Here is a 25,698-nt window from a genome sequence, read left to right on the forward strand (position 1 = left end):
CGCCTAGTGGAAGTTTACCGTAACCGAAACTCTGCGGTTGGCGGAGTTCCCGGTTCGGCTATTTTCAATCTCCGCTGGCTCAAAGGTGCCCGCGCCGCGAACCAAGAGCAACTCCGGATCGACGCCGCGCTTCTTGAGAAGCGCACGAACTGTCTCCGCGCGCGCGGCGCTGATCGACAACTTGGCCGTTTCACGGCCCGTCTCGTCCGAATGGCCGGTCAACATGAACTGTGCTGTTACGCCTGCCTTGCGGGCGTCCTCGGCCAATTCCTTCAACTGATTCGCCAATTTGTCGAGAACCGGCAGTTGCTCTGGTCCCGGTACAGCCTTGCCAGAATCGAAGAAAATGTTGACCGCTTGAATAGCCTCCCTCAAATGAGTGAGTTGCGGAGGGGTCAACTCACGCAGCTCGGAGAGTTCTAGAGAGAGTCCGTCCGCGGACAGCTGTTGGGCGGCGACCCGCGCCCGATCTATCCAGGCGGCAGGAGCTTCACCCTGGGCAACGATGCGATCCTTGATGATCGAAAGCCGTACTGAATCCGGCGGAGTCAGCGACGCCATCAGCCGCTTCACCACGAACTTCGGATCAAGGCTTTGATAGAATTGCCACTGTGAATGAACGCGAGCAGGATCGACCCCTGTTCCGGACAGCAGAGCCTTCGGGTCGGCGGCCTGCGGGTCTCTCAGGCCGGAAATATAGAAATGTCCCCCCCTCGCCGTTTGTTGGGCGACGATGATTCCCGCTTGGGCCTCCAGTCGCGACACATAAGTCTGCCAGTGCTCCGCCGCGCGTGCCTCGGGGCTCACATCACGAACCTTGGAGATGTCGAATTCCGGTCCGCCTGCCGAGAGCTGTCGGGCCGCTGCGCGTGCGCGGTCTATCCAGATGTCGGGAGCCTCACCCTCGGCAATGATGCGATCCTTGACGATCGAAAGCCGTACTGAATCCGGCGGGGTCAGCGATACCATCAGCCGCTTCAGGACGAACTTCGGATCAAGGCTCTGATAGAATTGCCACTGCGAATGAACGCGGGCGGGATCTACCTCCGTTCCGGACAGCAGAGCCTGCGGGTCGGCGGCAAGCGGGTCTCTCAGGCCGGCAATATAGAATTGGCCATCACGCACCTTTTGTTGGGCGACGATGATTCCCGCTTGGGCCTCCAGTCGCGACACATAAGTCTGCCAGTGCTCCGCCGCGCGTGCTTCGGGGCTCACATCACGAACCCTGGAGATGTCGAATTCCGGTCCGCCTGCCGAAAGTTGTTGGGCCGCTGCGCGCGCCCGATCTATCCAGGTGTTGGGAGCCTCACCCTCGGCAACGATGCGACCATTGACGATCGAAAGTCGTACTGAATCCGGCGGAACCAGCGACGCCGTTAGCCGCTTCAATACGAACTCCGGATCAAGACTCTGATAGAATTGCCACTGTGAATGAACGCGGGCGGGATCGACCTGCGTTCCGGCCAACAGCGACTGCGGGTCGGCGGCAAGCGGGTCTCTCAGACCGGCAATATAGAATTGGCCATCACGCACCTTTTGTTCGGCAACGATGATGCCCGGCTGGGTCCCCAGTCGCGACACATAGGTCTGCCAGCGCTGCACGGATTGCCAGGAAAGAAAGAACCAACCGCCTGCCGGAATCAAAACCAGCAGGACTGCAGCCACGACCAGCCACGGAAATCCCTGGTTTGATTCCTCCTGCTTCAGTTCAACGCAGGTCTGCAACTGCGTCTCTACGCCGGCCAACTGCGAACTGTCGCCGTCAAACTGCTCTAGAGCCTGTGAGCATTCATCATGGATGCGAAGCAATACATCGCGAATTATTTCATGTAATTCCTCCGGCGGATTTCCCCGGATCACCGCAACCAAGGTCGCAAACGGTCCAACTTCCGACCAGAGACGAAGCTCTCCGAAACGAATGGTATCCAGGCCGCTCTGTTCTTTCTCGTTGAATGAGTCTTTTACAAAATCTTGAATTGCACTAAGCATAGAAGAAATGAGTTGAGGATCTTCGCTAGTTGCGTTATCGGCAGTTACATGCGCTATCAAAAGCCCGGAATTGCGATTGATTAGAAAGACGTGTTCTACACGATAAACAAGAGAATGCTTAAGAACAACTTCTGAGAAGCTTGCTCCTGTTCTCCACGCTTCAAGTCTCCACTTGAGCCCGTGCCAGGTAAATATATGTCTTAAAGTTTCATTCAACGATTGAAAGGTCTGGTCGATCTTTTCGCCGATCGACTTGCGAATAGCCGGCAGAAACACCGGGTACAATATATCCGTCAGCGTACGCGGGCTCTTCTGGATGGACCGTTGCACGGCCCTCTCGACAGCTGGCGCAAGGGCCTCTCCGAGTTGCGCATGAGGCGCACGTGCGGCTGCACTGGGGAGAACGCTCCCCACTGCAGCCGCAAGCTGCTCGGGTTCGTCGAGCAGGTGCGTAACTCGTGAAAGCTCCGAAATTTCGCGGCCGACCAGCAACTGGCGCAGCGTTTCCATGCGAGGGTCGGCGGTTGGGATTCCGTCGAGACGCGCACGATAGTCCGGATCAACGTTCCGGGCAATTTCGATCAAAAGGCGAGCCAGCGCCTCGCGATCAATCTCTGTATCGTTCGAAGCTGCTCTTTGAGGGAGGCTGATTGGGTCGACAGTCGACGTCAAGTTCCGATCAACTCACTTTCCAGGTACGCTCCGAGTTGTTCTTGCTGCCGACGGGATCCTGATTTAGACATTTTGCAACCTCAACAAACAGGCCAGCCAAAAGATTTCGGTCGGTCTTGACATTGCCAAGATCGGAAAACATTTTCTCCATCAGCATCTGAATGCTTTCATTCTTTTGCTTGATTTCCTCACGCAGCAAATGATCGTTTCGATTTATCCGGTCCGCAACTTCCCGCTCAAGCTCGCTCAACTGATCCGACAACGCGCGCACCTGCTTTTCGAGCGCCTGATTTTGCTCGCGAAGATTCCGATCAATCTCCTTATCGGCGTCGGCTCGCGCGTCTTTTTCGTTCCGCAATTGCGCCGCAAGCGAGTCAACCTGCTTCTTTGCATTTGACTCGTACATTTCAAGATTGCGCTTGGCCTCGGATTCGACATCCTTGAAGCGCTGCAAGACCCGTTCTTCAAGCTTGGAAAAGCGGCGGTCATAGTCCTGCATCTGGTTGCCGAACAGCAGATCACGTATCTTGTCGACACCTACAGCGTCGCCGGGGGCTCCGCTCTCGCGAGCCTGGCCCGCCATGAAGGTCAGCCCGCTTCCGTCTGCATTACTTATCAGATTTGCGTCCGCTTTATTTGCCGAAGAAGCGGTACTCGAAGATTCCTTGGCCATCCCATGCCCCTTCTTTTGAACATTGCCACAGCGCTAATTTAGCAACTGATAAACTTGCCAGTAAAATTGTCGACCCGCAAGCCGGAATCTTCGCGGCTTAAGTCGGTTCGAACGTCCCCATTCGGGTAGATTTCGACATGCGGCTCGATCCGGATCAGCTCGCGCTCGCGTCTTCGCCCGCGATCATCTTTATGCAGATGAAATGCGAGAGCGGAGATGCCCTGGCGCATCGACCCCAGCTCCAAGCCGTCGGGCATGCGCGCTGCCATTCAGCCTGTGTTCAAGTCTTTTTTGCCCGCCTCCAATTCGCCCTTATCTTGACAGGGCAGTGCTGCCAGCCGATGCCGTCATCCGGTTTTGACATTTGCCAACTCTTGCCGAAGAAAACGAAAGCTCGATGATCCAGGATGCTACCGCAGGGCGGTGTGGTACCGATGCTCAATGCCGAGCAAACCGTCGGCACAATGCGTGCCGGCATCCGCCGGCAGACCTGCCAGATACTGGATATAGTGGTGATGGACGATGGGTCGACGGACTGCGCCGAGAAAGATCAACACATCTTGTTCTACCTCGAACCAGGCGCGGGTAAGACGGCGTGGCGCATGATCCCTTGGTTTCAATCGTGGTTCCTGCGCACAACGCGGAGGTAACGCTGGCGCGCTCACTCGATTGCCTTCTTGATCAGGAAATAATGGATTGGGAGGCGATCATCGTCGACGACGCCTCCACGGACCGCACCCCTGCGATCATCGCCGGTTATGTAGAGCACGATGCCCGATTTCGGATGTTGAGCTCTTGCGCGCATAGCCCCGCCGGCGCGCGCAATAGCGGGATTTCGAAGGCGCGCGGCCACTGGCTCATGTTTCTGGATGCGGACGATTGGGTGGATGCCAGCTTCCTTGCCAAAATGCTGGCCGCACTGAAATCCGCTCCCGATGCAGTGGCTGCCTATTGCGGTTCCCGACGCGTGATGCCCGATGGCGAACTCACGGCGTCGAGCATCGCAACGGAGGTTGCGATTCAACCCTTCGAAACGTTCGCCCGCCGGTGTGCCGTCCGCACTCACGCGCTGCTGGTCGATCGGGAGATAATTGTCGAGTTGGGCGGTTTCGACGTGTCGCTGCGCACCTGCGAGGACTGGGATCTGTGGCAGCGCCTCGCACGTCTAGGCAAAAATTGGGTGATGGTCGACGAGCCGCTCGCTTTCTATCGGGCCAGCCCCAACGCGCTCAGCCGCAATTCGGCGCAGATGCTGGCAGATGGCGAAGTCGTGATCGCTCGCGGCTTTTCCGCCGATCCCAGGGTCAAACACCCGGCATCGGCTCACGCCAATGGAGCGACCGACGCGAACGGCCACACCGCTTCAGAAGCACTCGCGTGGTTCGCGTTGTGGAACGCCGCATCGGATTGCGGCTGCGGCTCGCGCTCGATCAACCCGCAGTCCCTGCGCGCGCTCCCAGCAGGACGTAAGTGGGCGCGTGAGATCGCCAAGGTGGCCGTCGATGGCCTTATGGTAGGAAGCCTGTCGGTGCCAGCGCAATTGGCTGCCAGGTGGGACAGGTTCGGCGCTTCCCTCACCGAGTTGATCCTCGAACTCGGCAAGGTCTGGAATAATCCGGACGCGGCTCGCCGCGTGCAGTATCACTTTGAGCAAATGCTGCTCGATGTCGACGATCTTGCCGCGCCGCGCAGGCTGGCGCGGACACTTGGAATTCGTGTCGACGTGCGAAATCCGGCCTCGATCGAAGTACCGAAAGGAATCGATCAAATCTATGCCCATCTGATGATGGATGGCCAGATCGAGGCTCTCGTGCAGTTCGGCGTACTCGGGAGAGTGACGAGGCGTCATTGGATTGAATTGATCCTGAATTTCCTGCCCTCTGAGCGGCCTATGCACAGTGCCGCGCGACTTGCGAGGCGATCGCCTGTAGATGCACCGCAAAAGGGCGCCGGTGCCGACAAGTCAAACATGTCTGCAGCCGAGGCATTGTTGTCCATGGCGGGACGCCGGTCTGATCAGGACAGCCATTTCGGCAAACTTGCGGGATTGGCCGCGGAAGCGCAGGCGCTGGTTCGGTCGAGCGCCGAAACTAAAGAGCCTTTTGCAGCGCCGCGCCGTGCACGGGCCGCGGATGGGCGCGACAATGACCGCACATCTTTCTGGAATCGCCATTTTGCGATCGAGGATCCCTGGAACTACGGTTCGCCCTATGAGCAGGAAAAATATGAGCGGCAGCTCGAAATTCTGCCTGCCGGTCCCATCGGACGGGCGCTTGAGCTGGCCTGCGCGGAGGGCCACTTCACGCGGCAGCTGGCGCCGCGCGTGGGCCATTTGACCGCAACTGACATCTCCGCCGTAGCCGTCGGGCGGGCGGGCGCGCGATGCAGTGATCAGCCGAACGTTGAGTTCGGCGTACTGGATTTTTCTGCGGACACGCTGCCGGGCGAGATGGATCTGATCGTCTGTTCGGAAGTGCTCTACTACCTGGACGATCTCACCGAGTTGCGGCGCATCGCCAAAAAACTTGTTGAGGCGTTGGCGCCTGGTGGCAGTTTCATCAGCGCACACGCATTCGTGCTACGAGACAATGTTGAAAGGACGGGCTTCGACTGGAACACATTCGGTGCACAAGCGATCTCAGAGACGCTGGCAGCGACCCACGGCCTCGTTCTCGAGCAATCGATCCAGACCGAGCTCTACCGCATAGACCGCTTCCGCCGCCTGTCACCAGGCGACGTGGCGACGGAACCGACGATAGATCATGTGCCAATCCGCGCCCCCATCGAAATCGGAGTCGCGCGAAATATCGTCTGGGGCGGGGCGCGGGCCTTGCGCCGCGACGTCGCACATAGCGAGCGGCGGCAGCGTATCCCTGTCCTCATGTATCACAGTGTCTCCGATGAAGGTCCGGCCGCGCTCGCCCGTTTTCGGCTCGCGCCCGCCGCATTCGCCAGCCAAATGACATGGCTGCGCGCCAATGGCTTTCACGCGATTAGCTCCGAGCAGCTGGAATGGTTCATCGCCAACCGTCAGCCTTTCGTTGGCCGCCCAGTGCTCATCACCTTCGATGACGGCTTCCAGAACTTTGCCGACCATGCCTGGCCGGCCTTGCGCGCGAACGACCTGACCGCGGAAGTGTTCCTGGTGACGGACTTGGTGGGTGAAAGTGCACAGTGGGACGCCTACAGCGGCCCGCCGACGCAGCTTATGGACGCCGGGACGGTGCGACGCCTCGCCGGCGAAGGTGCGTTCTTCGGAAGCCATCTGGCGACGCATCGCGCGATCGATGGTCTGTCGAGCTCTGACTTGGCCGCCGAGCTCCTGCGCTCTCGTATGTTCATCGAACGGTGGACCGGTCGGCCAACCGCGGCGTTCGCGGCACCCTTCTCTGTCACCGACCGACGGCTTGGCAGGCTGGCCAAGGAGTGCGGCTATCGAATCGGCTTCGGCGGCAGACACGGACCGGCGGACCTCGATTGCGATCCCATCGACCTTCCGCGCATCGAGATTCGTGGGGATCGTTCGCTCGATGACTTTGTTGCCGTTGTCGAGGCCGTGCTCGCATGAACCGTGAACTTGTCAGTGTCTAGATTCGTAACAAATTGGTTCCGCTTTTTATTCCGTGTCCCGCCCGCTTACCTCGTTCGCAAGTCTATTGGGCGACTTGCGATACGGCTGACATCAGCTCCTGCGGGCTTGGCGCCCCAAACATGTATCGCCCACCCTCTGGAACCTCCGTGAAGCTCCAGCGGACGATCCCCTGCCGGTCCAGCAGGAACTGACCGACCAATTGTCCGTGTCCCGTTGCTAGCATCTGCTCGTCGGCTTCGGTCAGCTCGTAATGGTCCCTCTTGTTGAGCATTTCACTGGCCGCAAGAGGATCCATAGGACCGGGCAACTCGCCTGGTATGTCGACCCGCATATCCTTTGCCGCTGCCATCGAGACCTTGTACGGCCAGTTCGTCTCGTTTTGGGTGAATTCGAGATTGGGCAGTCCAAAAGCACGATGTGAAGCGCGTTCAGGATCGGAGGCCGCAAGCAGATTCGGCATCGGATGGTAGCGGAAATAGAGACGCGCCCGTTCGATCGGCGTGTTGACCACCGTCAGGCTCTCCACGCCCCTTTCGCGCAGCTCCGGATCAAGCCGCGCCTGGGCGGCGATATGGCGCCGGCAAAACGCGCAATGCAGACCTCGAAACAGGCCGACCAGCACCGGTTTTTGGCCGCGAAAATCGTCAAGCGCGATCTTGCCTTCCTGGGTAATGGCGTCGAGTACCACGTTTGGCGCACGGTCGCCCGGTTGAAGCGGCACCAAGTCACTACGCGCGGACATTTCCAACCTCCAACCCCGGCTAGTCGAGAAAAGGCAGCACCACAAGCGCTTCCGGGTCGAGCCCGTGCTGGGCGCATATACCCTGCGCCAGGGAAAAGTAGCGTTCGGCCTCGGCCAGATTGTCGAGATCGAGATTAAGCGTTGCGAGACCATCATAACACGGAAACAGCAGTTGGGGTTCGCCCGTTTCGCGAGCTACGTCCAGTGCTTCGTGGAACAACCCAACCGCCAGGTCCGGGCGGCCGTTGCACTGGTGGATTTGCCCAAGCACGATCAAAGGCACCGGCAGGTGCTCGCGCTGGTCGAGCGCACGGTCGATCTCAATGGCCTTCTCGGCAGCGGGTACGCCCTCCGTTGGACAGCGATCCGTGAAAGTACAACAAGCGACCGCCAGATTGGCGAGGAGGCGCGCCTGGAAACCCAAATCACCAATACGGCGCGCCACTTCAAGACCGCGCCGACAGACCTCCATTGCCTTTGCGGGATCGATGGTCGTGTAAAGCACGCCGAGATTGGTGTAGCCGCGGCAGGCCGCGCCCAGCAGACCGGCGGCTTCGGCCAATTCAATGCTACGCTCAACCTGACGCACGGCCTCACGGTTTCGCCCAAGGCGAGCCAGCGCGACAGCCTTGGTATTGAGTGCCTCGGCGGTCACAAGAGTGGCATCACACCTTACCTCGGAGACATGCTCCGTTGTCAGTGTGCCTACGCAATCCAGCGCCGCGTCTGCCCATTTTGCCGCGAGAGCGTGATCTCCGCTACGGAACGCCTGTCGGCCACGTTCTTGCCACAGATGCGCCTGCTCGATCGGGGCATCCGCTCCATCGAGGAGCGCTGCCGCCTCGGCATAGCGGGGTTCTGCCTTGTCCCGCTTGCCGACATCCCAGAGTAGCCGACCGATCTTACGCAAAACTCGCGCCGAGGCGACGCGATTGGCTGACTCGCGGTATGCCTGCAACACCGTCTCGTAGTGGTGGTGCGCGATCTCACGGCGGCCTGCCGGGCCGCTCAAATCGGCAATGCGCTCTGCAATTGCCAGTTTGAGCGGTGTTTGCCCGATCGCGCCCAACGCAGTCAGTGCTCGCTCGTAGAAACGAAGGGCGTCGTCGTTGGCATATATCATGCGAGCGCGATCGCCTGCCGCCTGCAGGTAATGCGCGCCCTTCTCCCGCTCGGCGCTCTGTGCAAAATGATGACCCAGCACGGTCAAATCCTCGAGCCGTTCCGGCTCGTCGCCGCACAGTTGCTCCAAGGCAGCACCGATCCGCCCGTGGATTTCGGTCCGGCGTTGCAGGAGCAGATTCTGGTAGATCACGTCCTGCAGCAATGTTTGCGTAAAGCGGTAGCTTTGAGACGAGACCGAGCCTGATCCGGCAACTTCCTCGATGATTTCCGCATCGCAAAGCAGTTCGCAGCCGGCTTCGAGCCGGCCGGGGTCGGCTGTCACGGTTTTCAGAAGTGTGGCATCGAAGCGCGGGCCGATTACCGCGGCCTCCTGGGCCAACCGGCGCACCTCTTGGGGCAGCCGGTCGACGCGGGCAAGCAACATTGCCTGGATAGTGGCGGGGATGCCGGTTGCGACTTCGCCTGCCACAGTCCGCCATCGCTGGCCCTCTCGCACCAGTACACCGCGATCGATAAGGCCGCGAACGATTTCCTCTACAAAAAGGGGGTTGCCGCCCGCGCGCTCGAGGATCTGGTCGAGAAGCCCTCCCGCGGAGCTTACCCAGCTCTCGCCGAAAAGCGCTGCCAGCAGGCTGCGTCCGTCATCATTGTTGAGTGGCGGAAGCCTGAGCGCTGTGTGACTGACCCGACTTGAGTCGAGCTGGTCGTTGTCCGGCGCCGGACGATGCGTGACCAGCAACATCAACCGCGTGCGTTCCAACCTGTCCATCACGAAACGTAGTGCCTCGAGCGACACGGCGTCGGCCCAGTGCAGGTCTTCGACGACAATCAATAGCGGCGACAACGCAAGCCGCCGTTCGATGATTGTGCGGACTGCGTAGAGAATTTGCCGCCGCAGCTGCTCGGGCTCGACATGCTGCAAGGTGGCATCGGGGTCGCCAAGGCCAAGCACATGGTAGAGCAAAGGCATCAGCCGCTTCGCCTCCTCGCCCTGCAGGCCGAGATCGGCAAGCAAGCCTGCGAGCTTCCCCCGCATTTCGTCCCCATTGTCGTTTTGCATCATCCCGGCAGCGCTGCGCACCACTGCGCCCAAGGCGCCAAAAGATTGTTCACCCAGCGGTGAGCACGTGGCCTGCCGCACGGCGACGTTGCGAAAACGCTCGTCGTCGCCGACGCGGGCGACGAACTCACTCACCAGCCGCGATTTCCCGATGCCGGCTTCTCCGACGAGGCGGACAAGTTGGGCCGAGCCGCCGCACGCCTGGTCAAGGCTCGCCATCATTCTATTGAGCTCCGCACCACGACCTATTAGCGGCGCACTGAGGCCGAGCGCCTCGAGCCCGCGCGCTGCACGCGGCACCGCTAGCGGTGCGTCCAGTCGATGAACGAGCACGCTGCCAGCCTTGCCGCGAAACACGACATCACCCAGCGACTCATAAGAGAAGGCATGCCGGGTCAGCCTGTGAGTGAGCTCGCCTACCAGCACCTCACCCGGTGCGGCCAGCGATTGCAGGCGTTGCGCCGTATTCACTGTGTCGCCGGTCACGGAATAGGATCTGGCGGTGCCGATGCCCAATCCGCCAGTAACGACCGGACCAGTGTTTATGCCGATGTGGAGTAACAGAGGCGAGCCGGAGTGGGGGGTGCTTTCGCCGAGCCGCGCCGTCCGGGCGATCATGTCGAGAGCGGCACGAAGCGCGCGTTCCGGATCGTCCTCATGCGCGACCGGCGCACCGAACAAAGCGAGCAGCGCATCGCCGATGAATTTGTCGACGAACCCACCAAAGTTTCGCACGGCCGCCGTCAATTCCTTGAACAGTTTGTTCTGCAGCGCTTGCATGACCTCGGGGTCGAGCTGCTCGCTGAGTGTCGTAAAGCCGCAAAGGTCGGCGAACAGGACCGTTACCGTCCGGCGATCGGCGTCAGAGACGGGATGCAGCCCTTCTTCGCTTTCGATGTTCGGAAGCAGCGACGGAGTTCGAGAAGGCGACACAATGGTCCGGCTTGGTGCCGGAGCAGGCCGTTCGACGGCTTTTGCGGGCGCACCGACGCTTGCCCCGCATTTCGGACAGAACTCGAAATCAGGTGCGCAGGTGTAGCCGCAACTGGCGCATGGCACGGGCTGCCGCCTGCCACACCTCGGACAGAAGGCGTAACCGCCCTCAATCTCGAAACCGCAGCCCGAGCAGTCCATCGAACAAGACCTCACTAGTGGCCGTGACGGCGTGATCTCGCTCGCACTTCACGGCCAGGCTATTCACAAGGATGCACCGATAGCCGTCGGCGGGCAAGCGGCAGCGGGCGATCCGTGTGGGTCCGGTGGCAGACCGCTACCCATGACCTCTGATGCAACGGCTGGCTCGCAAACGCTGTCACCGACGTCTCGCGCGCGTTTCTGGCCGCCAGCTACGGTTATCTGGGCCGCTTCGCCGAGGCCCGCGCGCCATGGCAGGAGGTGCTTCGCGTCAATCGCGACTATTCGCTGGATACCGCTACAAAGTCTTGGTCTGCCACAAGAACCGGTCGATTTCGAACACGTGGTGGATGGGCTCCGCAAGGGCGGTGTGGTGCAATGACAGGTGAGGCCTGTGCGGCGGGGTCAGACGCCAGAGGCTCCCCGATGGATCGCCGTCGCTTGCGGTTGCGAATTAGGCTCAGGTCGGCTTGATCTCTGCCTGGCCGATCTTGCGCCATCTGGCGTTTTCGCGAACCAGTTTCAGGTCGTCGGTCGTCTCGGCAAATGTCCGCAATCGGTATTGCCGGAGCAGGTCCGGGAAGAGCGCTCCTTCCGGCAGGACGGCAAGCTGCTCGCGGACTGAGATCTTTTCATCGATGACCCGCATGCCCCAGGCATTTTCCCGAACCTGCAGTTCCGCGGCCAGATCGCGCTCTTCCGGCACGTTTTCGTCCAGCACGGCCAGAAGGATCGAGTGGAAAAGCGCTACATAGCCAATCTGTCTCAGGCCGCCCACGACCCGCACGCGCGGCAATATGGCAAGGACGAGGAACGTCAGGAACAAGTTCGGCAGCAGCACGCCGTCCAGCAGCGCCTGCCTGAGATACGGCCGCTCGAACGGGATGGAAAGACCTTGCGGCCTGTCGGGCTCGATCAGGTGCCCGTTCTCGAGAACGAGCTTGCGCACACGCTCCTCGCGGATGCCCCAGAAATAGTCCGTGGCATTGGGCAGGAATCTGCCAAACGGGCTCGATGCGGCCTCTTGCCAGGCATGTTCGAGACGCTGGCGTCTTGCGGGTTCAATCAGCAGCCTGGAAAGAAGGCTGCCGTCATATTCTAGATGCCGCGCCATGGCAGCCGCGGCGACCCGATCATCGACGAAAACCGGCAGGGCCATGCTGGCACGATCCCAATTGGCGACCAGATCCTCATTCAGTTCAGTCAGCGCATCGGCGGCGGTTTCAAACACCTTGTCCCGGCTGGCAAGCAGTGTGCCCAGCCAGCGGCTGCCATCCGTTTCATCGCCCACCGCTTCGAGCGCGCGCTTGTTGAGGGAGACGGGACCGGCCACGCAGGCGCTTTTGCGGCACAGTTTGTGGCGTCCCATGCCAAACAGGTTGACCTTGTCGTCGCCGACATCGAGCCATCCCGGCCCCTCCCGGCCAACTGTCTCCATGGTCATCGTCGTTCCCATGAAGCCGACGAAGGCCGACAGCCCGTTTTCGACCGCGCCGAGCCAGGCAAGCAGAAGGGCATCGAAGGTGATCCGGTCCATCAGAAGCAGGCAGTGCAGGCCGGACTGAATCACCGGTCTGTGCTCGAACTCGTCGAGGGCTTTGCCGATCTCCTCAGGCTGCATGATCCTACCGAGGCGCTGATGCAGGACTTCGCGCAGGATCGAGCGGGCGGCGATCGCCGGGCCCGATGCAGGCCTTGCCACCGGCCGCCACAGATGGCGGGCGTAATCGGAAACCGGTGCATTCCAGTTCTGCTCGATGTCGCGCACGACCTCCGGGCAGAGCAGCGACAGCACAGCCAGAATTTCCCGCGGAGGGGTAGGGGTTGGATCAAAGACGGCGGTCATTGGTCCCGTCTAGCCGCTTGCGGTGTAAACGCCAAGCGAGACCAGACTTGCTGGATGCGGCCGGCCCACATAGATCGTCAATTCGATCAAGGTGGTGTGAGACGAAATGACCGCATCCTACGCAGTTCTCCTTGAGCAATCCCCTGTTCGCTGACTCGATTGGCCAAACAGCTAAGGCAAACAGCGGATCTTAGAACCGCAGCCGGGCCATGCTCAGGAGGTCGTGGTACTGCCCGTCGGTAAAGCCGGCCTTCACATGCCGGCCTTCGATCTCAAAGCCGTGGCTCTTATAGAGACGGAGGGCCGCTTCGTTGTCGGCATAGACGGTCAATTCGACTCGCTTCAGGGCGCGCCAGTTGTCGGCCACGTCAAGCAGCGCGCCAAGTATGGCAGAGCCGATACCTTTGCCGACAAAGGCATCGTCAAGGCCGATATTGATCTCGCCGATGTGCGAACGGCGCGGTGAACCTTGCACGACCAGGCTGCCATGGCCGACGACCTTGCCGTCCAGCTCGGCAACGATCCAGGTGGTTTCCGGGCCGGACTTGGCAATGCGCCGCGCCACCTGCTCCACCATCTCGAAAGGCATCCTGAGCGTGCCCCAGCGGAAGCCCGGCATGTTGAAGATAGCGCAAAGCGCCTCCGCATCGCTTGACCGGACGGACCGCAGCAGCGGCTGGATTTTCTCGACGGGTGGCGAGGTCGTGCTGGTCATGGCGTTCCCGGCGAAGGCAATCGGCCCGGTACGATGCACCGGACGCCACCTGAAAATCCAGCCGTCTCTGACCTATGATACCGATTGCGGGCTAAAAATACCGGGAGGCAGCGTAGAGTTTGAACACGTCGCTGATGCCTATCCAGCCGAAAAGGGCGAGCCAGCACAATGTCCCGGTCGCCGTCCAGTCGATCCGGTGCACCGCAGCGTCGGTGATGACGACGCCGAGGATGGCAAGCAGGCCAACCAGAAACTGCGCCAACCCGAGCACCAGCAGTTCCTCGCGCGGCGCGCTTCTCCAGACGAGATATATACCGCCCGCACCGGCGAGGAAGATGGCGCTGTAGACCTGAGCGTGGAAGGCATCGATCGGCCATGGCCAGATGCCACTGAATGTCAGGGGGGACAGCAACAGGCCGACGCCATAGAGCCCAAGGATCGCGGATTCCGCCGGCATGTAGCCGCGCCATGCGGGATTTAAGGTCACGCCTTTTGCAGAAGGACGGGCCCTGGCCCGCCACAGGAACAGCCCGGATACCGCGGCCGAAGCAAGATAGACCAAAAACCACAGCCAGGGCGCTTTGCGCTCGAAGTTGAAATAGCCGAGATTGATGAACGAAGCCACCGACACGATGACGGTGAAGATGAAGGCCATGACGAGCACGAGCCTGCCGGGCGACCAGCGATTCCAGACCAGCAGTGCCGCCATCACGACCATTTCGGCGGTGTAGAAGCCACCGAGGAAGCGCGCATTGAACGGCGTGACGGCCCAAGGCCAGCCCGATTTCACCAGCGCAGGCATGAAAAACAGGCCGGCGCCTACGATCAGGACGACGATGACCCCCGCAGAAAAAAGGCGCAGGACCGCGGGAAATGGCGGATTGTCTGATGTCGGCATGGGAGAAAATCCCAAAGATGAATGCTCCATGGACCATCATAGTGCTGCTTGCGGCCGGTTGAAATCCGCCGAATGGAAATTGAATGGTCACCAGGCTTGTCCATTCGAATGGCCGTACGGTCCGTTTCGAAGTAAGATGGAATACTCGGACAAAGATCGGTCCGGTCAAAACGCCTCGAGGTGCATTTTCCGGAGCCTGCACGATGAACGAAGCTCAGGATCTATTCTCACTTCTGCGACAATCGGCCGATGTCGATCCGCGGGCGATCGACGCGATCAAGCGAACCATCGCGGAGGGCGAGGACCGCGAACTTTGCCGCATCAATGCGCCAGCCTTCGCCAGCAAGCATGGCCTCGACGAGGAGCGCGTAATAGGCGCCTTTCTCCATGCGGCGCGGGTGGGCATCTTCGACATTTCCTGGAATGTTCTGTGCCCCGGCTGCGGCGGCGTGCTCGACACCAACGCCACGCTGAAAACCCTGCAAAAGGACGAATACACCTGCACGCTGTGCTCCGAGGGCTATTCACCGACTCTCGACGAGATGGTCGAGGTGACATTCACCGTCAGTCCCCGCGTGCGCAGGATTGCCGCACACAATCCACACGAACTGCCGGTGGCGGAATATTTCCGCCAGATCTACTGGGCGTCCGGCGTCGATCTGCCGGAAGAGGATTTCGTGAAAAAGCTGGAAGCGTTCTCGCTGGAGGATATCGAGCTTGCGCCCGGTGAAAAGGCGGTTCTGACCATACAGCTTCCGTCTGAATTCATCATCGTCTTCGAGCCGGTCACCCATTCAGCGCAGTTCATCGACGGGAAGGGCGAACCAACAAAGGAGCGCCGGAGCCTCTCTTTGGCCTTCGACCGCGACCATGTCCAGAACCAGACGCTGGAGATGCAACCCGGCCCGTTGCGCATTTCGCTGGAAAACCGGACCGACACCCGCGTGCTGCCGACAGTCTTCATCGCCGGCCAGACATTGCATGATTTCCTGGGAAAACGCCGGCCCTTCCTGACCGCCAAGCGCCTGCTCACCAACCAGACGTTCCGCGATCTCTATCGCACGGATACACTCGACATCAACCAGCGCCTGAAGATCACCAGCCTGACGTTCCTGTTCACCGACCTGCGCGGATCGACCGAGCTTTACGAGCGGGTGGGCGACCTTTCAGCCTTCGATCTCGTGCGCGAGCATTTCCAGGTTCTGCACGAGATCGTCACGGCGGAGGCAGGCGCGGTGGTGAAGACGATCGGTGATGCGGTGATGGCGACCTTCGCGACGCCTGATCGTGCGATTGCTGCAGCCCTCAGGATGCGCGATGCCATGCGTACGCTCAACGACAAGAGCGGCCGCGAGGATCTGCTGCTCAAGATCGGAGTCCATGCCGGCCCCTGCATCGCCGTGTCGATGAATGAGCGACAGGACTATTTCGGCCAGACGGTCAACATTGCTTCGCGGGTGCAGAACCTTGCCAACGCACAGGCGATCTTCGCCACTCGAGCGGTGGTCGACGACAATCTCACCGCCGATCTCTTACATAGGAACGCGCTGACGCCCGTGCCCCACGAGGTCTCGCTGCGCGGCATTGACCGGGAGATAGCAGTATACACGATCCCCTGAAGGCTTGGCCCCTGAAGAGTTGGCTCGTCCCGGCCCCTCACACGCGCCTACAGATAAAATAACGATCGGCGGCAATCGAAGGTGGCGGCGAGAGGCGTTGCAACTGCGGGTGATCGAGCGGCGTGCCGCTGACCGCGATGCCGCCGACGCGAAGCAGGCGCGCGGTCAGATCGGGAAGCCAGGTAGAGGTCACTGCATCGCGATCTTCATAGCCGGTGCCGATGTCGGCATGAACAAGAGCGGCGTCGATGCCAATGAACCTGCTCGCCGTCTCGCGTATTTCGCCGAGCACGAGGTTTTCAGCTTCGGGAATTGAGCTGGCGTGTGCGGCAAGTGCGCGATCGAACGCTACGATCCGGCGTCCGGGCAGGCGCTCGCGCAGATGGTGGAACGTCCGGCCATTGCCGAGGCCGAGCTCGAGCACGGGCCCCTCCATCTTCGCAACCTCGGCGCAGACATGATCGAGTATGTCGCGCTGTGCGGTCATCCTCCGGATGAAACTGTCAAGGCGACTCATGTGCGATTGTATGTCCAGAACCAGTTCACGAAATCAACTGCCCCCGACCAGAGCGTTTCGCGGCTGAAACCCAAGCCGACGAGCTAAACCCCGATCGAGTCTTGCCGCGTGTAGAGGCGAACGATGAACACTGCAACAAGCGAACAGGCTGCCGACAAGGATCATACCGGGTGGAATCGGCGGCGCAGCGCGCGGCGGAACAGCGATGTCATTTGTAGGGGTCCGCGGCGTCCCGCAACCCGTCGCCGAGGAAGTTGAACGCCAAGATGACGAGAACGACGGGGAGCATCGGCAAAAGCAGCCATGGATAGAACGCGATCACGCTGACGCTGCGCGCCTCGGTGAGCAGGATGCCCCAGCTGGTTATCGGTGCCCTCAGGCCGAGCCCGAGGAAGCTCAGCGCCGTCTCGCCCAGGATCATGCCGGGTATGGAGATCGTCGCCGTCGCGATCAGATGCGACATGAAGCCAGGAATGAGATGCCGCCCGATGATGCGGCTGCTTCTGGCGCCCATCAATTGCGCGGCCAGAACGTAATCCTCCTCGCGCAAAGCTAGAAGCTTTGAACGCACGGCCCGCGCCAGTCCGGTCCAGTCGAGCAGCCCGAGGATGACGGTGATGCCGAAATAGATCAGGATCGGACTCCAGGTTATCGGCATGATCGCCGCCAGAGCCAGCCATAGCGGAATGCTGGGGATCGATTGCAGAACTTCGATTATCCGTTGGACGATCAGGTCGAAGATACCGCCGTGATAGCCGGCCAGTCCGCCGATGACAATGCCGAGCAGGAAGCTGAAACTGATGCCGACGAGGCCGATTGTCAGTGAAATGCGGGCGCCATAGATGATGCGCGAGAGCACATCGCGCCCCAGCCTGTCAGTGCCGGCCAGAAAGAGCTGGCCGTTTTCGGCGGGGCAGACAAAATGCCTGTCACCTTCGATCAGGCCCCAGAACCGGTACTTATCGCCCTTGCAGAAGAAACGGATCCGCTGAACATCATCCTGTTTCTCGATGTAGTTCCGCTTGAGCGTGTCCATATCCAGCGTCATCTGGCGGCCATAGACGAACGGCCCGACGAACTCGCCGTTGTGGAACAGGTGCACCCGCTGCGGCGGCGAATAGATGTAGTCCATGTTGCGCGTGTGCAGATCGTAGGGCGCCAGGAACTCGCAGATCAGTATCCCGAAATAAAGCGCTGCCAGGAATATGCCGGATACAAGGGCAAGCCGGTGCCGACGGAATTTCCACCACATCAGCCGCAACTGCGACGCCTGAAAGACCTTCTCCTGCTCCGGCGTCATCGCCTCGACCGACTGCAGGTCAAAGGGCTCGATGGAAACGTAGTGTTGCAGTGGGGCACCCGGAGCGGGCAGCGGCGATTGCGTGTTCATTTGGTGCTGCCGCCTTGCAAACGAATTCGCGGATCAAGTAGCGCCAGCGCCAGGTCGGAAATCAGGACGCCGATGACCGTCAGGAAGGCGAGGAACATCAGGAACGACCCTGCGAGATACATGTCCTGGCTTTGCAGCGCCTTGATCAGCATCGGCCCGGTCGTTTCCAAAGACAGCACGATCGCCGTGATTTCGGCACCGGAGATGATGGCCGGCAGGATAGAGCCGATATCCGAAATGAAGAAATTGAGCGCCATGCGCAGCGGATATTTGACCAGCGCCCTGAAGGGATGAAGGCCTTTGGCGTGCGCGGTCACGACATATTGCTTATGTAGCTCATCGAGCAGATTGGCGCGCAGCCGCCGGATCATGCTTGCCGTGCCCCCGGTGCCGATGATCAAGACCGGAATCCAGAGATGGGCGAGGATCGATTTCGCCTTGGCCCAGCTCATCGGCTCGCCGAGATATTGCTGGTCCATGAGATGGCCGATAGACGTTCCGAACCAGATGTTGGCGAAATACATCAGGATCAGCGCCAGCATGAAGTTCGGAATCGCAAGGCCGAGAAGGCCGAAGAAAGTCAGGCCGTAGTCGCCCCAGCTGTATTGATGCGTGGCGGAGTACATGCCGATCGGAAAGGCGATGAGCCAGGTAAAGATGATCGTGACGAAGGAAACCAGCACCGTCAGCCACATTCGGTCCCCGACGACGTCGCGAACCGGCAGCTCATATTCGAAGGAATAGCCGAAATCGCCGTGCAGCATCCCGCCGACCCAGTAGAAGTAGCGAATGACCGGTGGCTTGTCGAAACCATATTCCTTGCGCATCATCTCGATGCGATCGGAATCCACCGCTTCGCCCTGAGCCCGAAGCTCGGCAACATAGCTGTCGAAATAGTCGCCTGGGGGAAGTTCGATGATCGTGAACACCAGTGCCGATATGACCAGCAGCGTTGGAACCATCACGGCGATACGCCAGACAAAATATCGAAGCACGCTCAGGACTCTCCAAGCCAGAATGTATCCGGCATATAGACACCGAAATAGGCGGTCGGGTCGTAGCCGTAGAGCGCCTTGTCAGGCAGATTGCGCAGCCGCGAGGATGCCAGAATCGGCTGATGCGTTCCGTTTACCGTGCCGATCGAAAACACCTGATCGGTATAGATCGAAAGCATTGAATTCCAGATCTCGGCGCGCTCCGTGGCTTCGGTCGATGCGTTCCAGCGCTTGAGTAAAGCCATCAACTCGACCACGGGCGGAAGATCGGGCGCTTCGCCGACCTTGCCACGGGACAAGTAGTGAGCACCCCAGAGCGGCCATTGCAGCTGGTCATCGACGGTGGGGGCGAGTTGGTAGGGGTTCATGTCGGCGGTCGGCACGCCATTGTCGATGCCCGACCACATCGACATCATGATCTGGCCACCAAGCGCGCGGCTGCGGAAGATGTCGCGCTGCGAAGTCCGGATGAACAGGGCGATGCCGATCTTGCGCCAGTGATCGGTGATGAGCTCGAGCGCGTCGGTTTCCAGCGTGCTTTCGCCGGCCGTTTCCACTACGAGCTGCGCCGGGCGTCCGTCGGGGAGTATCCGCAGGCCGTCATCGTCACGCGCCTGAAGCCCGACCTCGTCGAGCAGGGCATTGGCCTGGTCGGGATCATGGGCGACCCAGGCTTTCGCGAATTCCGGCCGGTAGAGCGGGCTCTCCGGCAGGACCGTATCGGCACTTTCCTGCGCCAATCCGTAGAACACAGCCAAATTGATCTCGCGCCTGTCCACAGCGAGCGAAAGTGCGCGGCGCACGCGCACGTCACGAAAAAGGCCACGCCACACCTGGTCGGCACAATTCAGATTGGGCAGCAGCGCCAGCCGCGAACCTTGTGTGCGTTTCCAGAGATGCATCTTCACCGGGTAGCGCTTCTCCGCATCCTTCAGGAAGGAGTAATCGGTGAAGTCAATTCCCATGCCTTGCAGGTCGCTCTCGCCCGCACCGGTCTTGGCGGAAATGATCGCCGACGAGCTGACATTCATGACAATCCGGTCGACATAAGGCAGTTGCCGGCCATTCTCGTCTATTCGATGAAAGAACGGGTTCCGCTCGAAGACGAACTGCTCAGCCGGCGGCTTGGTCCGGTTCTGCCAGGGATCGAGCGTCGGCAGTTCCGGGTTCTCCGGGCGATACTGCCGCGACATGCGGATATGCAAGAGCGTCCATTTCTGGGCCCGGTTCTCCTTCATTAGGCCGGCGAGCCGGAATGGATCTTGGTATTTCTTGTGGAACTGCTTGAGATAGGCGGCCGGCAGAACAAGCGATAGGGGCGAAGCAGCGGCGAGCTTGGGCAGGAAGTCGGGATTGGGCGCATCCCAACTATAGCGGACCGTCAACGGATCGACGATCTCGAAGCGTGGCGGCTTGCCGTCCGCCAGCAGGGCCGGGGCGAGCCCGCCTTGCGAAAGCTCATCGTTAAGCCAGACATCTTCCCAGCAATAGCGAAAATCCTCCGACGTCAGCAGGCTACCGTCAGACCATTTATGTCCTTCTCGTATCTTGAAAGTGAAGACACGATCATCCGCTACATCGAAACTTTCGAGAATGTCGGCTTGCAGGTTAAGCTTTTCGTCATAGCCGACCAGGCGAGCGTACCCGTAGATTGTCATCATCCGGATGTCTTTCTGGCTGCCGATGATCGTGCGCAGCGTGCCGCCATATTGGCCGGGCTGCCGGCCCATCGCGGCGAGATTCAACGCGCGAGGGCGCTTGGGCAGGCGTTCGGCGAGTGCCGGCAGCGCTCTGGCCTTCAGCTGCGGCTCAAGAAATTCCGGCTCCAGATCGCCGGCGCGCAACGTGCCCGGCAGAAATGCCGAAGCCATGAGTCCAAGGACGGTGCGCCGGCTGATCAATGGCGTAGCTCGCTGAAATCGGCCGAACGTCGGGCCAGCACGAGGTGGCCGCCGCCAAGATCGAGCGGCGACAGCATATCCTCGTCGCCCTCGTCGCGGAATTGCGGTCCCCATGCGCTGGTGTCGGAAGCGCCGCTGAGTTTCAGCGTCTTGAAATCCATCGGCCTGTCGAGATCGGGGAAAGGTACTGCGGCGACCAATGAGCGCGTGTAGGGGTGGACCGGTTTCCTAAGCAGAATTTCGCGCGGCGCGAGCTCGACGATACGCCCGCCGCACATCACCGCGATACGGTCTGCCATGTAGTCCACCACCGCGAGGTTGTGGGATATGAACAGGTAGGTCAGGCCCAGTTCCTTCTGCAGGTCCTTCAGAAGGTTCAGGATCTGCGCCTGGACAGAGACATCGAGTGCCGAAACCGGCTCGTCGCAGATCAGGAGTTCAGGCCCCAGCGCCAACGCGCGCGCGATGCCGATACGCTGACGCTGCCCGCCGGAGAAACTATGCGGATAACGCTTTATGAAGCGCGGGTCGAGCCCGATTGCCTGCATCAGGCTCTTGACCGTGGCGAGTCGGGACGCGGCATTGCCACGTCGATGGATTTCCAGCGGCTCGCTCAAAATGTTCTCCACCGTCATGCGGGGTGAAAGCGACGAAACCGGATCCTGGAATACCATCTGGATTTTCGCGCGCAGCATGCGCAGGGCGTCTCCCTCGGCTTCCAAGACGTCGATCGGACCATCGCGGCCATTGAAGATCACAGAGCCGCCGGTAGGGGTGACAGCCCGCATGAGGATCTTGCTGACGGTGGTTTTGCCGGAGCCGCTTTCGCCGACAAGACCCAGGCACTCACCCCGCCTGATATCAAAGCTCACGCCGTCCACGGCGCGAACAGAGGTTTGATGATCTCCGCCGAACCATCCGGACTTGCGGATCGTGAAGGTCTTTGTCAGATCGCTGACCGATAGCAGGAGGTCGTTCGGCCCCTTCGATGCCGGCGCCGTCTGCTTGCCGAGCAGGTTCCCGACATTCACCGGCACCTCGCGGAGCGCCTTTAGCCTTTCGCCGGGCTTCAGGTCGAAATGCGGAACGGCTGCCATCAGGCCCTTCAGGTAAGGGTGGCCCGGCCGGCGGAATATCGCCTCCACGGGTCCCGCTTCCATGATCTCGCCATGGTACATGACCACCACCTCGTCGGCGACATTGGCGACTACGCCAAGGTCGTGCGTGATCAGCAGCATCGCCATGTTCAGCTTCGTCTGAAGCTCGCGCAGCAATTGCAGGATTTGCGCCTGGATGGTCACGTCCAACGCCGTCGTCGGCTCGTCGGCGATCAACAGGGCGGGCCGGCAGATAAGCGCCATGGCGATCATGGCGCGTTGACGCAATCCTCCCGAAAGTTCAAAGGGATACATGTCATAGGCGCGCTTGGGGTTGGGAAAGCCGACAAGGCCGAGCATTTCCTCGGTCCGCGCCTTGCGCTCCACCCGGGCCATGGGCGTATGAATCTGCAGTGATTCGCTGACCTGATTGCCGATCGTATGCAGCGGCGACAGCGATGTCATCGGCTCCTGAAATATCTTGCCGATGCGGCTGCCTCTCAACGCCCGGATTTCGGTTCCGTCACGCGGCATCTGCAGGATATCCTGCGTCGTACCGGGCTTTTTTGGATCGGAAAACAGGATACGGCCGCGAACATGGGCTGTGTTCGGCAAAATGCCCATCACTGCCTGGCTGAGAACCGATTTTCCGGAGCCGGACTCGCCCACAAGCGCGGTAACCTTGCCGGGCAGGACGCGAAGATTTGCACGCCTGACAGCATGCAACGGTCCCCCTATAATGGCAAAAGAGATGCCAACATCCTCGATCCGCAGCAGATCAACGCCCAAATTCATTCTCACACCAGCCCCCACTCTGGCACGTCCAGAAGGCGAGACTAACGCATTGCCAGCCTAGAGCAACTTGGATTCGAACAGTCGCCAGTTCCCTGGCGGAACCGGCGACCGAACTGCATACCAAACGCGTTCGGATCAGATCGTGGCGGTTACTGGAGCTTCCTCGGGTCGCCCGCGGACGGCCGCGCGGCATTGCGATGAAGCAGCATGACCTGCTCGGCGTCCGATATTCGGTCGTAAATCGGCTCCAGCGCACCGTCTTCATCGAGTGCGAGAGCACCCGACAAATCGGGTGAAAGCACCGTTAGCTTCTGCCTGATGCCCGCCAGTTCCTCCATGCCGAGCGCCAGCCAGTTGTTGGCGCCGCAATAGCTGGCGAAGTCTTTGCTGGCGAGAACGCTGTGCGGATATTTCTTGGTCAGGGTCTGGAGGCGCTGGACCTCGTTTACAGCCGAGCCGAAGACAGAGAATGTGAGCCGGTCGGTAAGCCCGACATTGCCGAACATCACATTGCCGACATGCAGGCCGATACCATAGTTTATGTCGCTCAATCCCTGCTGCTTTCTGCGCAGATTGAGATCCATCATGCGCGCGGTGGCCTTGTGCGCTGCCGCAAGAGCAGCCTGGCAGGCGATCTCGGACTGCGAACGGTGCCTTGCGCAAGGGTAGACGGCAATGAAGCCATCCCCTATGAAACTCATGATCTGCCCGCCCTTGCGATTGAAAGGTGCAGCAGCGGCGTCGAAAAACTGGTTCAGCGTATCGATATAGACTTCGCGGCCGGAGGTTTCGGCAAGTCTTGACGACCCGCGCATGTCGCCCATGACCAGTGCCGCCCGGATTGTATCACCCTCGCCGCGCTTGATCTGGCCTTCGAGCACGCGCCTGCCGGCGTCGCCGCCGAGATAAGTGGTCATCATGTTGTCGGCAAGCTTGGTGAGCACCGCCATCTTGGTTGCGATAGCGAGATGGTTCTGGATGCGCAGCAGCGCCGAAATCATGCTGTCGCTGAAGCCTGCAGCACTGTCGGTGGACCAAGACCCGATCATGCCCTGACTGGTGTTGCCGCTGAAGGGATGGACAAAAGCCATGTAATCGGTGACGCCCATCAGCTTGAGGTCATCGAAAACAGGAAATTCCGACGGCACCGACGGGTCGAGCCGGCGCCGCAGATGGTCCAGCTTGTGGCTGAGCAGATGGTAGTATGGGCTGGTCAGGAATCTGTCGGAATGAACGCCGTTCTCCTTGCGGAAGCCTTCCACTTCCAGGCCTTGGCCGCGGAGCCAGGTGAAGCCGAGCGCGTCATAAAGCGGATGAAGCATCGAAAAGCTCAAATGCACCCGCTTCAACGGCAGGCCGGCAGCAGCCAGCCGTTCACAAAAGCCCCTTACCAATGTTTCCAGGTCGTTGCCCGCCAACGCCGATTGGGTCAGCCAATCGGCAACCTTATCCATGAGAATGGCAGAAATTTCTGCTTGCGCTGTGCTCATGCTATCTCGAAATCTCCTTGATCTGCCACAAATTCGCCGGCTCGGACGCCGTCAGGCCTTCACCACCGTCTCTCGGGCTAGCCCGAGGCGGCCAAAAACATTGCGTGTGTCGACGATCAGTAGAGCGTGATCCGCGATCGCCTGATAGTCGATCGCGTCGTGGTCGGTTGCAACGACGACAGCGTCGAAATCCTTCAAGGCCGCCTCGGTCAATTCGACCGAGCGACGCCCCTTGATCGCCATATGCTCCCGTGTGGCCGGGATTTCGGCAACATGCGGATCGTGGAATTCCGCCTTGCCGCCCCATTCCTCGATGAGTTCAATGAGCCGCAATGAGGGGCTTTCGCGGATGTCGGGCACATTCTTCTTATAGGCGAGCCCGATGATGAGAATGCTCGAGCGGCTGAGCGCCTTGCCGCAGCGCCGGTCCAGCGCCTTCGCCAGTTCATCGACCACATGACGCGGCATGGCCGTGTTGATCTCTGCCGCCAGCTCGATGAAGCGGGTCGGCAGTTCGTATTCGCGAGCCTTCCACGTCAGGTAGAAGGGATCGATCGGAACGCAGTGCCCGCCAAGTCCAGGGCCGGGATAGAAAGGCATGTAGCCGAAGGGCTTGGTCTTTGCCGCCTCGATCACCTCCCAGATGTCGATTCCCATCGCACCGAGCACGATCTTCAACTCGTTGACGAGGGCTACGTTGACCGAGCGGAAGATGTTTTCCGTCAGCTTGACCGCCTCGGCGGTCGCCGTGGTGGAAACCGGAACGACGGTCTTGACCACGCCATGGTAGAAAGCCTGCACGAGCGTCGCCGCTTCAATGCCGTCACCTGCCACGACCTTGGGGATCGTCGCGACTTCAAAGCTGCGGTTGCCGGGATCCTCGCGTTCGGGCGAGAAGCCGAGGAAGAAATCTATTCTCGACTGCAAGCCGGTTTTTTCCAGGATGGGCTTGATCACGTCGTCGGTGGTGCCGGGATAGGTGGTCGATTCCAGCACGATCAGCTGGCCGAAACGCAGATGCTTCGCGATGGTGCCTGCGGTGTTCCTGACAAAGGAGAGATCCGGCTCGCGGTGTTTCGTCAGTGGTGTCGGAACGCAGATGATGATGACATCGCAGACGGCCAGTTCGGCAAAATCCGCAGTGGCGCGGAACCGTCCGCTTGCCACCTGGCCGGCAAGAGCTGTCGACGTCACCGCCTCGATGTAGGATTGGCCGTTGTTCAGGCTCTCGACCTTCTGGCCTTCGATGTCGAAGCCGGAAACCGGGAAGCCGGCGCGTGCGATCGCAACCGCCAGCGGCAACCCGACATAGCCCAGTCCGATCACGCCGACTTGCGCGGCGCGCGTCGAAATCCGGGTCAGAAGACGGTCATATATCGATCGTGAGGCGTCCAACAATCTGCTTTCTGTTAATTCGGACAGGCCGTCCGCTTCCATGGTGAGGTTCA

General features: G+C 60.4%; 17 protein-coding genes. 2 read left to right on the forward strand and 15 right to left on the reverse strand.

Annotated features, from left to right (window positions below; all coding sequences use genetic code 11):
* Positions 1-3 precede the first annotated feature (3 nt).
* Genes NKH33_RS22585 through NKH33_RS22595 form a run of 3 tightly spaced genes read right to left on the reverse strand, consistent with a single transcriptional unit; the run spans position 4 to position 3,591 of the window.
* Positions 4-2,661 carry an OmpA family protein gene (locus NKH33_RS22585; RefSeq protein WP_352921579.1) on the reverse strand — a complete coding sequence of 886 codons (2,658 nt, stop codon included), beginning with the start codon at positions 2,659-2,661 and terminating at the stop codon, positions 4-6.
* A gap of 7 nt (positions 2,662-2,668) precedes the next feature.
* On the reverse strand, positions 2,669-3,334 hold the full coding sequence (locus NKH33_RS22590) for a DUF3450 domain-containing protein (protein WP_352470876.1): 666 nt from the start codon (positions 3,332-3,334) through the stop codon (positions 2,669-2,671).
* A gap of 38 nt (positions 3,335-3,372) precedes the next feature.
* A complete protein-coding gene (locus NKH33_RS22595) occupies positions 3,373-3,591 on the reverse strand; it encodes a hypothetical protein (RefSeq protein ID WP_352921581.1) in 219 nt (72 codons plus the stop codon).
* A gap of 338 nt (positions 3,592-3,929) precedes the next feature.
* Here NKH33_RS22595 and NKH33_RS22600 point away from each other — a divergent pair, with 338 nt between their 5' ends.
* Positions 3,930-6,902 (forward strand): trifunctional glycosyltransferase/class I SAM-dependent methyltransferase/polysaccharide deacetylase, encoded by a 2,973-nt coding sequence (locus tag NKH33_RS22600; protein WP_352770068.1) that lies wholly within the window; start codon positions 3,930-3,932, stop codon positions 6,900-6,902.
* Positions 6,903-6,987: 85 nt separating this feature from the next.
* Here the strand turns inward: NKH33_RS22600 and NKH33_RS22605 are convergent, their stop codons facing one another.
* The 5 genes from NKH33_RS22605 to NKH33_RS22630 all read right to left on the reverse strand — a co-directional run bounded on the left by NKH33_RS22605 (position 6,988) and on the right by NKH33_RS22630 (position 14,446).
* On the reverse strand, positions 6,988-7,668 hold the full coding sequence (locus NKH33_RS22605; RefSeq protein ID WP_352470916.1) for a peroxiredoxin-like family protein: 681 nt from the start codon (positions 7,666-7,668) through the stop codon (positions 6,988-6,990).
* Positions 7,669-7,687: 19 nt separating this feature from the next.
* Positions 7,688-10,987 carry an adenylate/guanylate cyclase domain-containing protein gene (locus tag NKH33_RS22610; protein ID WP_352541943.1) on the reverse strand — a complete coding sequence of 1,100 codons (3,300 nt, stop codon included), beginning with the start codon at positions 10,985-10,987 and terminating at the stop codon, positions 7,688-7,690.
* Between the two features lie 460 nt (positions 10,988-11,447).
* Entirely contained in the window at positions 11,448-12,833 is a 1,386-nt protein-coding gene (locus NKH33_RS22620; protein WP_352921584.1) for a hypothetical protein, read from the reverse strand.
* A 190-nt stretch (positions 12,834-13,023) separates the two neighbouring features.
* Positions 13,024-13,548, reverse strand: coding sequence for a GNAT family N-acetyltransferase (locus tag NKH33_RS22625; protein ID WP_352921585.1), 525 nt, complete (start codon positions 13,546-13,548; stop codon positions 13,024-13,026).
* A gap of 91 nt (positions 13,549-13,639) precedes the next feature.
* A complete protein-coding gene (locus NKH33_RS22630; RefSeq protein WP_352921587.1) occupies positions 13,640-14,446 on the reverse strand; it encodes a hypothetical protein in 807 nt (268 codons plus the stop codon).
* 203 nt (positions 14,447-14,649) lie between these two features.
* Here NKH33_RS22630 and NKH33_RS22635 point away from each other — a divergent pair, with 203 nt between their 5' ends.
* Positions 14,650-16,065 carry an adenylate/guanylate cyclase domain-containing protein gene (locus tag NKH33_RS22635; protein ID WP_352921589.1) on the forward strand — a complete coding sequence of 472 codons (1,416 nt, stop codon included), beginning with the start codon at positions 14,650-14,652 and terminating at the stop codon, positions 16,063-16,065.
* Positions 16,066-16,102: 37 nt separating this feature from the next.
* Here the strand turns inward: NKH33_RS22635 and NKH33_RS22640 are convergent, their stop codons facing one another.
* The 7 genes from NKH33_RS22640 to NKH33_RS22670 form a co-directional block, all read right to left on the reverse strand.
* Positions 16,103-16,582 (reverse strand): class I SAM-dependent methyltransferase, encoded by a 480-nt coding sequence (locus tag NKH33_RS22640; RefSeq protein ID WP_352541938.1) that lies wholly within the window; start codon positions 16,580-16,582, stop codon positions 16,103-16,105.
* A 208-nt stretch (positions 16,583-16,790) separates the two neighbouring features.
* Entirely contained in the window at positions 16,791-17,972 is a 1,182-nt protein-coding gene (locus NKH33_RS22645; protein WP_352614641.1) for an ABC transporter permease, read from the reverse strand.
* Positions 17,969-18,967 carry an ABC transporter permease gene (locus NKH33_RS22650; protein WP_023675966.1) on the reverse strand — a complete coding sequence of 333 codons (999 nt, stop codon included), beginning with the start codon at positions 18,965-18,967 and terminating at the stop codon, positions 17,969-17,971. The genes NKH33_RS22645 and NKH33_RS22650 overlap by 4 nt, the downstream gene beginning before the upstream one ends.
* Positions 18,968-18,969: 2 nt before the next feature.
* Positions 18,970-20,868 (reverse strand): ABC transporter substrate-binding protein, encoded by a 1,899-nt coding sequence (locus tag NKH33_RS22655; protein WP_023675965.1) that lies wholly within the window; start codon positions 20,866-20,868, stop codon positions 18,970-18,972.
* Entirely contained in the window at positions 20,865-22,760 is a 1,896-nt protein-coding gene (locus NKH33_RS22660; protein WP_352614644.1) for an ABC transporter ATP-binding protein, read from the reverse strand. Before NKH33_RS22660 ends, NKH33_RS22655 begins: the two co-directional genes overlap by 4 nt.
* A 149-nt stretch (positions 22,761-22,909) precedes the next feature.
* Positions 22,910-24,250 carry an adenylate/guanylate cyclase domain-containing protein gene (locus NKH33_RS22665; RefSeq protein WP_352684409.1) on the reverse strand — a complete coding sequence of 447 codons (1,341 nt, stop codon included), beginning with the start codon at positions 24,248-24,250 and terminating at the stop codon, positions 22,910-22,912.
* Positions 24,251-24,301: 51 nt separating this feature from the next.
* Positions 24,302-25,645, reverse strand: coding sequence for a nucleotide sugar dehydrogenase (locus NKH33_RS22670; RefSeq protein ID WP_352820746.1), 1,344 nt, complete (start codon positions 25,643-25,645; stop codon positions 24,302-24,304).
* Positions 25,646-25,698: the final 53 nt, after the last annotated feature.

Origin of the sequence: Mesorhizobium sp. M1182 (genome assembly GCF_040318335.1) — a bacterium.
Classification (GTDB): Bacteria; Pseudomonadota; Alphaproteobacteria; order Rhizobiales; family Rhizobiaceae; genus Mesorhizobium.

Coding starts and splice junctions, on each gene's coding strand:
- NKH33_RS22590 (WP_352470876.1), bottom strand. CDS start 3,334: ATGGCCAAGGAATCTTCGAGTACCGCTTCTTCGGCAAATAAAGCGGAC.
- NKH33_RS22595 (WP_352921581.1), bottom strand. CDS start 3,591: ATGCCCGACGGCTTGGAGCTGGGGTCGATGCGCCAGGGCATCTCCGCT.
- NKH33_RS22605 (WP_352470916.1), bottom strand. CDS start 7,668: ATGTCCGCGCGTAGTGACTTGGTGCCGCTTCAACCGGGCGACCGTGCG.
- NKH33_RS22610 (WP_352541943.1), bottom strand. CDS start 10,987: ATGGACTGCTCGGGCTGCGGTTTCGAGATTGAGGGCGGTTACGCCTTC.
- NKH33_RS22620 (WP_352921584.1), bottom strand. CDS start 12,833: ATGACCGCCGTCTTTGATCCAACCCCTACCCCTCCGCGGGAAATTCTG.
- NKH33_RS22625 (WP_352921585.1), bottom strand. CDS start 13,548: ATGACCAGCACGACCTCGCCACCCGTCGAGAAAATCCAGCCGCTGCTG.
- NKH33_RS22630 (WP_352921587.1), bottom strand. CDS start 14,446: ATGCCGACATCAGACAATCCGCCATTTCCCGCGGTCCTGCGCCTTTTT.
- NKH33_RS22635 (WP_352921589.1), top strand. CDS start 14,650: ATGAACGAAGCTCAGGATCTATTCTCACTTCTGCGACAATCGGCCGAT.
- NKH33_RS22640 (WP_352541938.1), bottom strand. CDS start 16,582: ATGAGTCGCCTTGACAGTTTCATCCGGAGGATGACCGCACAGCGCGAC.
- NKH33_RS22645 (WP_352614641.1), bottom strand. CDS start 17,972: ATGAACACGCAATCGCCGCTGCCCGCTCCGGGTGCCCCACTGCAACAC.
- NKH33_RS22660 (WP_352614644.1), bottom strand. CDS start 22,760: ATGAATTTGGGCGTTGATCTGCTGCGGATCGAGGATGTTGGCATCTCT.
- NKH33_RS22665 (WP_352684409.1), bottom strand. CDS start 24,250: ATGAGCACAGCGCAAGCAGAAATTTCTGCCATTCTCATGGATAAGGTT.